Source organism: Mycobacterium sp. SMC-17 (assembly GCF_045310915.1).
In the GTDB taxonomy this organism is placed as follows: Bacteria; Actinomycetota; Actinomycetes; order Mycobacteriales; family Mycobacteriaceae; genus Mycobacterium.
On sequence record NZ_JBJIAK010000030.1, the window covers coordinates 64,461 to 73,249 of the forward strand.

Consider the following 8,789-nt stretch of genomic DNA (forward strand, 5'->3'; position numbering starts at 1 on the left):
AATCAGGGGGATTTGTACTTATTTGACCAAAAGGGAGTACCCGGTGGTGGATTTTTCGGTGATCACCGGGCCGGTGGAGCGGTTGGTAGCTACCGCGCAAAACGGCCTGGAAGTGCTGCGCTACGGCGGGCTGGAGACCGGCGCCGTGCCGTCGCCGTTCCAGATCGTCGAGAGCGTGCCGATGTACCGCCTGCGGCGCTATTTCCCGCCCGACGCCCGTCCGGGTGCGGCGCCGGCCGGTTCGCCGGTACTGATGGTGCATCCGATGATGATGTCCGCCGACATGTGGGACGTGACGCGCGACGACGGCGCCGTCGGCATCCTGCACGCCGCGGGCCTGGACCCGTGGGTCATCGACTTCGGCTCGCCCGATCAGGTCGAGGGCGGCATGGACCGCAACCTCGCCGACCACGTGGTGGGGCTCAGCGCGGCCATCGACACCGTCAAGGCGACCACGGGCAAAGACGTCCATCTGGCCGGCTATTCGCAGGGCGGCATGTTCGCGTACCAGACCGCCGCGTACCGGCAGTCCCGCGATCTGGCCAGCATCATCGCGTTCGGGTCTCCCGTGGACACCCTGGCCGCACTGCCGATGAACATGCCGGCGAACCTGGCATCCGGCGTCGCCGACTTCATGGCCGACCATGTCTTCAGCCGCCTGAACATCCCGGGCTGGTTGGCGCGCAACGGTTTCCAGATGCTGGACCCGATCAAGACCGCGCAGTCGCGCCTCGACTTCCTGCGCCAGCTGCATGATCGTGAAGCGCTGTTGCCGCGCGAGCAGCAGCGCCGGTTCCTGGCCAGCGAGGGCTGGATCGCCTGGTCCGGCCCGGCCATCGCAGAGCTGCTCAAGCAGTTCATCGCGCACAACCGCATGATGACCGGCGGGTTCGCCATCCACGGCAATCTGGTGACGCTGTCCGACATCACCTGCCCGGTCCTCGCCGTGGTCGGCGAGGTCGACGACATCGGTCAGCCCGCCGCGGTGCGCGGCATCAAGCGCGCCGCACCGGAGGCCGACGTCTACGAATACCTCATCCGTGTCGGGCATTTCGGTCTCGTCGTGGGTTCCAAGGCCGCCAGCCAGAGCTGGCCGACGGTCGCGTCGTGGGTCAAGTGGCTCGACGCCGGCGGACCGATGCCGGCCGACGTTGTTCCGATGCCGCTGCAGTCCGAACTGCCGCGCGAGTCGGTGCCGTTGGCCATCCGCGTGGCCCACGGTGCCGCCGCCGCGACGGAGATGGCATTCAGCCTGGCCCACACCGCGGCCGACGCCGTCGTGACGGCCGGCAAGTCGACGCGCGCGCTGGCCATCGAGACAGTCCGGACCCTGCCGCGGCTCGCCCGTCTCGGTCAGATCAACGACCACACGCGAATCTCGTTGGGCCGCATCATCTGCGAGCAGGCGCAGGGCGCGCCGGACGGTGAGTTCCTGCTGTTCGACGGCCGCGTGCACACCTATGAGGCCGTGGACCGCCGCATCAACAACGTCGTGCGTGGTCTGATCGAAGTCGGTGTCCGACAAGGCGTTCGGGTCGGCGTGTTGATGGAGACCCGGCCCAGCGCGCTCGTCGCCATCGCGGCGCTGTCGCGCCTCGGCGCAGTGGCCGTGCTGATGCCGCCCGACGCCGACCTGGCCGTAGCGGCCCGCCTCGGCGGCGTCACCGACATCATCTCCGACCCGGCCAACCTGGATGCCGCGCGACAGCTGCGGACCCGCGTCCTGGTGCTCGGCGGCGGCGAGAACCGTGACCTGCACGTGTCCGACGACGCCGACGTCATCGACATGGAGCAGATCGACCCCGAAGTCGTCGAGCTGCCCGGCTGGTACCGGCCCAACCCGGGTTACGCGCAGGACCTCGCCTACGTCGCGTTCGCCAACGTCGGCGGCGAGCTGGTGGCCCGGCAGATCACCAACTTCCGCTGGGCGCTCTCGGCATTCGGCACCGCATCGGCAGCGAACCTGGGCCGCGGCGACACCGTCTACTGCCTCACCCCGCTGCACCACCAGTCGGGCCTGCTGGTCTCGCTCGGCGGCGCGGTCGTCGGCGGTGCGCGCATCGCGCTGTCCCGGGGTCTGCGGCCCGAGCGCTTCGTGCACGAACTGCGGCAGTACGGCGTCACCGTGGTGTCCTACACCTGGGCGATGCTGCGCGACGTCATCGACGACCCGTCGTTCGTGATCAACGGAACGCACCCCGTGCGCCTGTTCATCGGCTCGGGTATGCCGGCCGGGTTGTGGCGCCGCGTGGAAGAGGCGTTCCAGCCCGCACACGTCCTGGAGTTCTTCACCACCACCGACGGTCAGGCCGTGCTGGCCAACGTGTCTGGCGCCAAGATCGGCAGCGAGGGCCGGCCACTGCCGGGTGGCGGTCAGATCGCGTTGGCCGCCTACGACGTCGACGACGACCTGATCCTCGAGGGCGACGACGGTTTCGTGGTGCGCGCCGAACCCAACGAGGTGGGCGTCCTGCTGGCCAAGCCGCGTGGACCCGTCGACCCGACTGCCGCCGTCAAGCGCGGTGTCTTCGCGCCGGGGGACACCTGGGTGTCCACCGAGTTCCTGTTCCGCCGGGACGACGACGGCGACTACTGGATGGTCGACAACCGCCGTTCAGTCATCCGCACCCCGCGCGGCGCCGTGTTCGGCAAGGAGGTCGGCAATGCGCTGGGCCGCCTCGACGCCGTCGACATCGCCGTCACCTACCGGGTGCCGGTCGGTGACCGGGAGCTGGCGGTGACGGCGTTGAGCCTGCGTCCGGGTGGCAGCGTCCTGCCGGCCGAGCTCCGTGAGGCGTTGGCCGATCTGCCGGTCGGGGTGGAGCCGGACCTCATCCATGTGGTGCCGGAGCTGAAGCTGAACGCCTCCTACCGGCCGGTGCTCGCCGAGTTGCGTGCCGCCGGCGTGCCGGAATCGACGGACAACTCGTGGCAGTTCGACGTCGACAGCGACGCGTTTGTGCCGTTCACCGAGGCTGCCCATGCCGAGCTGACCGGAGCGAGCAGTCTGTCGTGACAGCCTGCCGGTACCGGGCGTCGCTGTTAGGCTGCGCTTGGTCATACCTGAATGGAGGATGCATGACGTCAGACACCAGCCGTCGCCGGCGCGGTGTTGCCGGCGCGATTCTGGCGGGAGCCGTGGCTGCCGGGATGCTGCTCACTCCTGCCGCGGCACACGCCGACATCCTCGACGACCTCGACGCCGAGTACGACATCGGCGCCAGTGGCGGCGACCTCGCGAAGCTGCTGCACACGTCGCTCAAGCTGCGTGCCCAGGGCTTCGGGCCGTCGCGGGGCAACCTCGCCGATATCGAGGCGGCGCTCGACCAGCGTCCCAACCAGGTGCCGCTGATCCACGCGCTGCAGGACACGGTGAAGTTCCAGAAGCGCAATCAGGCCCGCGCCGCCGGCGCGAAGCCGCAGAACCCCATCGTCATCGGTGGCCCGGGTGGCCTGCCGCCCGGTCTGGTGCCGGGTACCGGTGGCTCGCAGATTCCGTTGGGCGGCTGACGCGCGGTGATCGACGAAGCATTGCGCGCGATTTTGGTGTGCCCGCAGGACCGCGGTGAGTTGCTGCTGGTCGGCGACGAATGCCTGTACAACCCGCGGTTGCGCAGGGCTTACCGCATCGACGGCGGGGTACCGGTGCTGCTCATCGACGAGGCAGTCGACGTCACTGACGACGCCGAACACCAGCGACTGCTCGCCGCCGCCGGGCGTTAGTCCAGCGCCGGCAGCTCGCCGGTGAGGTAGCGCTGCAGGTTCGGCGCGATCGTCTCCGCGATCTGGTGCACCGGAAGCGATCTGAACGGTTCCAACTGCAGGATGTAGCGGGCCATCACGACGCCGATCAACTGGGAAGCGACGAACTGCACGCGGATTCGTCCCGTGCCGGGTGGATTGTCAACGCGCGCACCGACTTCGGCGGTGATGACGTCTTCCAGGAAGATGCGGATCAGGTTGACATCGTCGCCCGCGAGCATCGAGCGCAGCGCCGCGATGAACCCGACGCCGAGCTCGGAGTCCCAGATCGGGAACAACAGCGACGGCAAGGTGCGGCCGAGTTCGTCGACAGGGGTGTCCCGCAACGGACCGAGCACCATCTGCGGGTCGATGGGAATGTGCACCGCGGCGGCGAAGAGCTGCTGCTTCGTTCCGAAGTAGTGATGCACCAGCGCCGCGTCGACACCGGCGGCGGACGCGATCGCCCGCACCGATGTGTTGTTGAAACCGTTGCGGGCGAACAGGTCCCGCGCACACGCCAGGATCGTCTCCTTGGTGTCCGACGTTCCGCTGGGCCGGCCGGGCGGTTTGCGGCGCGGCCGCGGCTGTGTCGCGGTCATGGGGTCCGGCGGCGCAGGGTCGCGGCGGCCAGGCACATGGTGACGACTGCGAACGCGATCACGATGACGATGTCGCGCATCGTGGTGCTGGTGATGTCGGCGTGGTCGGCCACCTGTTGGAGGGCCTCGAGCGCGTAGGTCGCGGGCAGTGCGTCACTGATCCACCGTAACCAGTCGGGCAGCATTTCGCGGGGAACGATGATGCCGCACAACAGCAACTGCGGGACGATCACCACCGGCATGAACTGTACGGCCTGGAACTCGGTGCGTGCGAAGGCACTGCACAGCAGACCCAGACCGACGCCCAGCACCGCGTTGATGATCGCGATCAGGAAGACCAGGGCGGGGCTGCCCGCGGTGTCGAACCCGAGGAACCAGAACGACACCAGGCAGGCCAGCGTCGCCTGGGCGGCGGCGGCCACCGAGAATGCCGATCCGTAGGCGGCCAGCAGATCCAGCCGGCGCAGGGGAGTGGTGAGGATCCGTTCCAATGTGCCCGAAACCCTTTCGCGCTGCATGGTTATCGAGGTGATCAGGAACATCACGATCAGCGGGAAGACGCCGAGCAGGATCAGACAGGCGTTGTTGAACGGCGACAGCGTGCCAGGACGGTGCGGCAGATCGTCGAACATGAAGTACATCAAGGTGATGACGGCGCTCGGCACCACCAGGATCATCGCCATGCTGCGATGATCGGCGGCGAGCTGACGCAGGATGCGGGCCGTCGTGGCCAGGTAGGGCTGCAGCGTCAGCCGGCTCTGGCCGCGGTGCTGCGCCGGATGATGGTCAGGAACGCTTCCTCCAGCGATGAACATCCGGTGTCCTCTCGTAGTTGGGTGGGCGTGGTGTGTCCGAGCAGACGGCCCTCGCGCATCAGCAGCAGTTCGCCGCAGTGGTCGGCCTCGTCCATCACATGGCTGGACACCAGCAGGGTGGTGCCGCCGCGGGCCAGCTGATCGAACTGCTCCCAGAGGTCGACGCGCAGTACCGGGTCCAGCCCGACGGTGGGTTCATCGAGCACCAGCAGGTCAGGTTTGGACACCAGCGCACAGGCCAACGATGCGCGCGTCCGCTGTCCGCCGGACATGTTGCCGCACAACGTAGTTCGGTGATCCTGGAGACCGACGGCGGCTATCGCCTCGTCGGCGGCGGTCTTGCCGGCGCCTGTCAATGCGGCGAAATAGCGCACGTTGTCGATGACGCGCAGATCGTTGTACACCGTCGGCTCCTGGGTCACATATCCCACGCGCCGACGCAGATCTGCCGATCCGCCCGGCTTCCCGAGGACCGTGACCGTGCCGCTCGTGATGATCTGGGTGCCGACGATGGCACGCATCAGGGTGGTCTTGCCGCAGCCGGACGGACCGAGCAATCCCGTGATGCTGCCGCGCCGGACCTGCAGGGACACGTCGTCGACCGCGCGCCGATTACCGCGGACGACGGTCAGGTTGTCGATCCGAATCGCCACGTCAGAGCGCTGATTCGGTAATTCACCATTCGATGAACTCATCATATGGTGAATAATCCGCTCGTGGCGTGGGCATGTCAATGGCCGGCGGCGGACCGGGCAGAATGGCAGGCCATGAGCGCCGAGTCACTCGCCGTCGATCCGGTCACCGCGGCTCGGCGGCTGCTCGGTGCCACGTTGTACGGCCGGGACGTGGTCGCCACCGTCGTGGAAGTCGAGGCCTATGGCGGTCCGCCGTCGGGGCCGTGGCCGGATGCGGCTGCGCACTCGTACCGCGGGCCGACGCCCCGGAGTGCGGTGATGTTCGGGCCGGCCGGGTACTTGTACACGTACCGCAGCCACGGCATCCATGTGTGCGCCAACGTCGTGTGTTGCACCGACGGGGTGGCGGGTGCCGTATTGCTCCGTGCGGCCCGCGTGGTCGACGGTTGTGGTGTCGCCGCGGGCCGGCGGCGCGCCGGCATCATGCCCGTCGCATACGCCCGGGGCCCGGGCAACCTGTGTGAGGCGCTCGGAATCACATTGGCGGACAACGGTATTGACCTGTTTGATCGGCAATCGCCGGTCCGGATCGAACTCAACCCGCCACAGGAGGGCAGCGCCGGGCCGCGCGTGGGGGTCAGTCAGGCCGCCGACCGGGCCTGGCGGTTCTGGTTGCCGGGTACCCCCGAGGTGTCGAACTACCGGCGCAGTCCCCGGGCGCCCGCGCCGGGGGAGAGCGACTGATGGCGGTCGGTGACCTGCGATAGGGGAAGATCGACGTCGTGAGTACTGGCATTCTCGATGAACTGGACTGGCGCGGCCTGATCGCGCAATCGACCGACCGCGAAGCGCTCGCCGCCGCGACCACCGATGGACCGCTCACCCTCTATGCCGGCTTCGACCCGACCGCACCCAGCCTGCACGCGGGACACCTGGTTCCCCTGCTCACGCTGCGGCGATTCCAGCAGGCCGGACACCGTCCCATCGTGCTGGCCGGTGGTGCCACCGGCATGATCGGCGATCCCCGCGACAACGGTGAGCGGACGATGAACACCGCCGACACCGTCGCGGACTGGGCCGAACGTATCCGCGGCCAGCTCGAGCGGTTCGTCGAGTTCAACGATTCGGGCAACGGTGCGATCGTCGAGAACAACCTGTCCTGGACCGGCCCGATGTCGGCCATCGAATTCCTTCGTGACCTGGGCAAACACTTCTCGGTCAACGTCATGCTCGATCGCGACACCATCAAGCGGCGCCTCGAAGGCGACGGGATCTCGTACACCGAGTTCAGCTACATGCTCCTGCAGGCCAACGACTTCGTCGAGCTGTACAAGAAGCACGGCTGCAGCCTGCAGGTCGGTGGCTCTGACCAGTGGGGGAACATCATCGCGGGCGTCCGGCTGGTGCGCCAGAAACTGGGCGCGACCGCGCATGCGCTGACGGTTCCGCTGGTCACCTCGGCCGACGGCAAGAAGTTCGGCAAGTCGACCGGCGGCGGCAATCTGTGGCTCGACCCCGAGCTGACCAGCCCCTATGCCTGGTACCAGTACTTCGTGAACGCGGCCGACGCCGATGTCGTGGGCTACCTGCGCTGGTTCACCTTCCTGTCCGCCGATGAGCTCGGTGAACTCGCGACCGCCACCGCGGAGCGGCCCCACGAGCGCGCGGCGCAACGCCGGCTGGCCCGGGAATTGACCACGTTGGTGCACGGCCAGGCGGCGACCGACGCCGTCGAACTGGCCAGTCAGGCGCTGTTCGGCCGCGCCGAGCTCGCGGATCTCGACGAGTCGACGCTCTCGGCGGCGCTGACCGAGGCCAGTAATGGCCAGGTCGCCGAGCTGACACCGGGTGGTCCGGATGGGATCACCGACCTGTTGGTTGCGACGGGGCTGTCCAAGAGTCGTGGGGAAGCGCGCCGGACGGTGGCAGAAGGCGGCGTCTACGTGAACAACGCACGCGTCGAAAGCGACGAGTGGGTACCACAGCCGACGGACTTTCTCGGTGAACGCTGGCTGGTGTTGCGGCGTGGCAAGCGCCACATCGCTGGGGTGCGGCGCGTTGGCGGGTCCGGCGAAGGATGACGGCCCCTCTGACCAGGGGAAACGCTCCGCTGACCTGGCGATTTGACTCGCTGTTAGCCCTGCCGTAACTTATTCCAGGTCAGAGCGACACGGACAAGCGCCGGAGAGCGAAGACCAAATCCGAGAGTAACACCCATTAAGTTGGGGGTTCCTCACTGCCCGCACTACGGACCGCGGCTTTTAGCCGCGGGTTTGTTGCGCGGTCAGGCCGGGCGTGTTGTTTGAGAACTCAATAGTGTGTTTGGTGGTTTTTGTTTGTTGTTTTTTTGACTGCACCTCGTGTTTTCCCGTTTGTGGGGTGTGGTTGTTTTTTTGATGCCAGTTTTTGGTGTCTTTTGTTTAGGTCAGATTGTTCTGAACTGGATTCTGTCGGGTTTGTCCCGAGGTTTTTGTTTGGAGAGTTTGATCCTGGCTCAGGACGAACGCTGGCGGCGTGCTTAACACATGCAAGTCGAACGGAAAGGCCCTTCGGGGTACTCGAGTGGCGAACGGGTGAGTAACACGTGGGTGATCTGCCCTGCACTTTGGGATAAGCCTGGGAAACTGGGTCTAATACCGAATAGGACCGCGCGCTTCATGGTGTGTGGTGGAAAGCTTTTGCGGTGTGGGATGGGCCCGCGGCCTATCAGCTTGTTGGTGGGGTAATGGCCTACCAAGGCGACGACGGGTAGCCGGCCTGAGAGGGTGACCGGCCACACTGGGACTGAGATACGGCCCAGACTCCTACGGGAGGCAGCAGTGGGGAATATTGCACAATGGGCGCAAGCCTGATGCAGCGACGCCGCGTGAGGGATGACGGCCTTCGGGTTGTAAACCTCTTTCACCAGGGACGAAGCGCAAGTGACGGTACCTGGAGAAGAAGCACCGGCCAACTACGTGCCAGCAGCCGCGGTAATACGTAGGGTGCGAGCGTTG

At 66.9% G+C, this 8,789-nt stretch carries 8 protein-coding genes and 1 rRNA gene; 6 read left to right on the forward strand and 3 right to left on the reverse strand.

Annotated features, from left to right (window positions below; all coding sequences use genetic code 11):
- Positions 1-43 precede the first annotated feature (43 nt).
- The 3 genes from ACJH7A_RS19230 to ACJH7A_RS19240 all read left to right on the forward strand — a co-directional run bounded on the left by ACJH7A_RS19230 (position 44) and on the right by ACJH7A_RS19240 (position 3,723).
- Positions 44-3,016 (forward strand): acyl-CoA synthetase, encoded by a 2,973-nt coding sequence (locus ACJH7A_RS19230; RefSeq protein ID WP_406802548.1) that lies wholly within the window; start codon positions 44-46, stop codon positions 3,014-3,016.
- A 62-nt stretch (positions 3,017-3,078) separates the two neighbouring features.
- Positions 3,079-3,510: a hypothetical protein gene (locus tag ACJH7A_RS19235; protein ID WP_406802549.1), complete on the forward strand. Its 432-nt coding sequence runs from the start codon at positions 3,079-3,081 to the stop codon at positions 3,508-3,510.
- Positions 3,511-3,516: 6 nt separating this feature from the next.
- On the forward strand, positions 3,517-3,723 hold the full coding sequence (locus tag ACJH7A_RS19240; protein ID WP_406802550.1) for a Trm112 family protein: 207 nt from the start codon (positions 3,517-3,519) through the stop codon (positions 3,721-3,723).
- Here the strand turns inward: ACJH7A_RS19240 and ACJH7A_RS19245 are convergent.
- The 3 genes from ACJH7A_RS19245 to ACJH7A_RS19255 are packed head-to-tail and all read right to left on the reverse strand — an operon-like array spanning position 3,720 to position 5,856.
- Positions 3,720-4,343: a TetR family transcriptional regulator gene (locus ACJH7A_RS19245; protein WP_212814158.1), complete on the reverse strand. Its 624-nt coding sequence runs from the start codon at positions 4,341-4,343 to the stop codon at positions 3,720-3,722. The genes ACJH7A_RS19240 and ACJH7A_RS19245 overlap by 4 nt on opposite strands.
- Complete coding sequence (locus tag ACJH7A_RS19250) at positions 4,340-5,158, reverse strand: ABC transporter permease (protein ID WP_244872874.1); 819 nt, start codon at positions 5,156-5,158, stop codon at positions 4,340-4,342. The genes ACJH7A_RS19245 and ACJH7A_RS19250 overlap by 4 nt, the downstream gene beginning before the upstream one ends.
- Positions 5,092-5,856: an ABC transporter ATP-binding protein gene (locus ACJH7A_RS19255; protein ID WP_406802551.1), complete on the reverse strand. Its 765-nt coding sequence runs from the start codon at positions 5,854-5,856 to the stop codon at positions 5,092-5,094. Before ACJH7A_RS19255 ends, ACJH7A_RS19250 begins: the two co-directional genes overlap by 67 nt.
- A 69-nt stretch (positions 5,857-5,925) precedes the next feature.
- Here ACJH7A_RS19255 and ACJH7A_RS19260 point away from each other — a divergent pair, with 69 nt between their 5' ends.
- From ACJH7A_RS19260 to ACJH7A_RS19270, 3 genes are all read left to right on the forward strand, one after another.
- Positions 5,926-6,537, forward strand: coding sequence for a DNA-3-methyladenine glycosylase (locus ACJH7A_RS19260; RefSeq protein ID WP_406802552.1), 612 nt, complete (start codon positions 5,926-5,928; stop codon positions 6,535-6,537).
- A 38-nt stretch (positions 6,538-6,575) separates the two neighbouring features.
- A complete protein-coding gene (gene tyrS / locus ACJH7A_RS19265; RefSeq protein WP_406802553.1) occupies positions 6,576-7,874 on the forward strand; it encodes a tyrosine--tRNA ligase in 1,299 nt (432 codons plus the stop codon).
- A gap of 390 nt (positions 7,875-8,264) precedes the next feature.
- A 16S ribosomal RNA gene (locus ACJH7A_RS19270) occupies positions 8,265-8,789 on the forward strand; the annotation flags it as partial.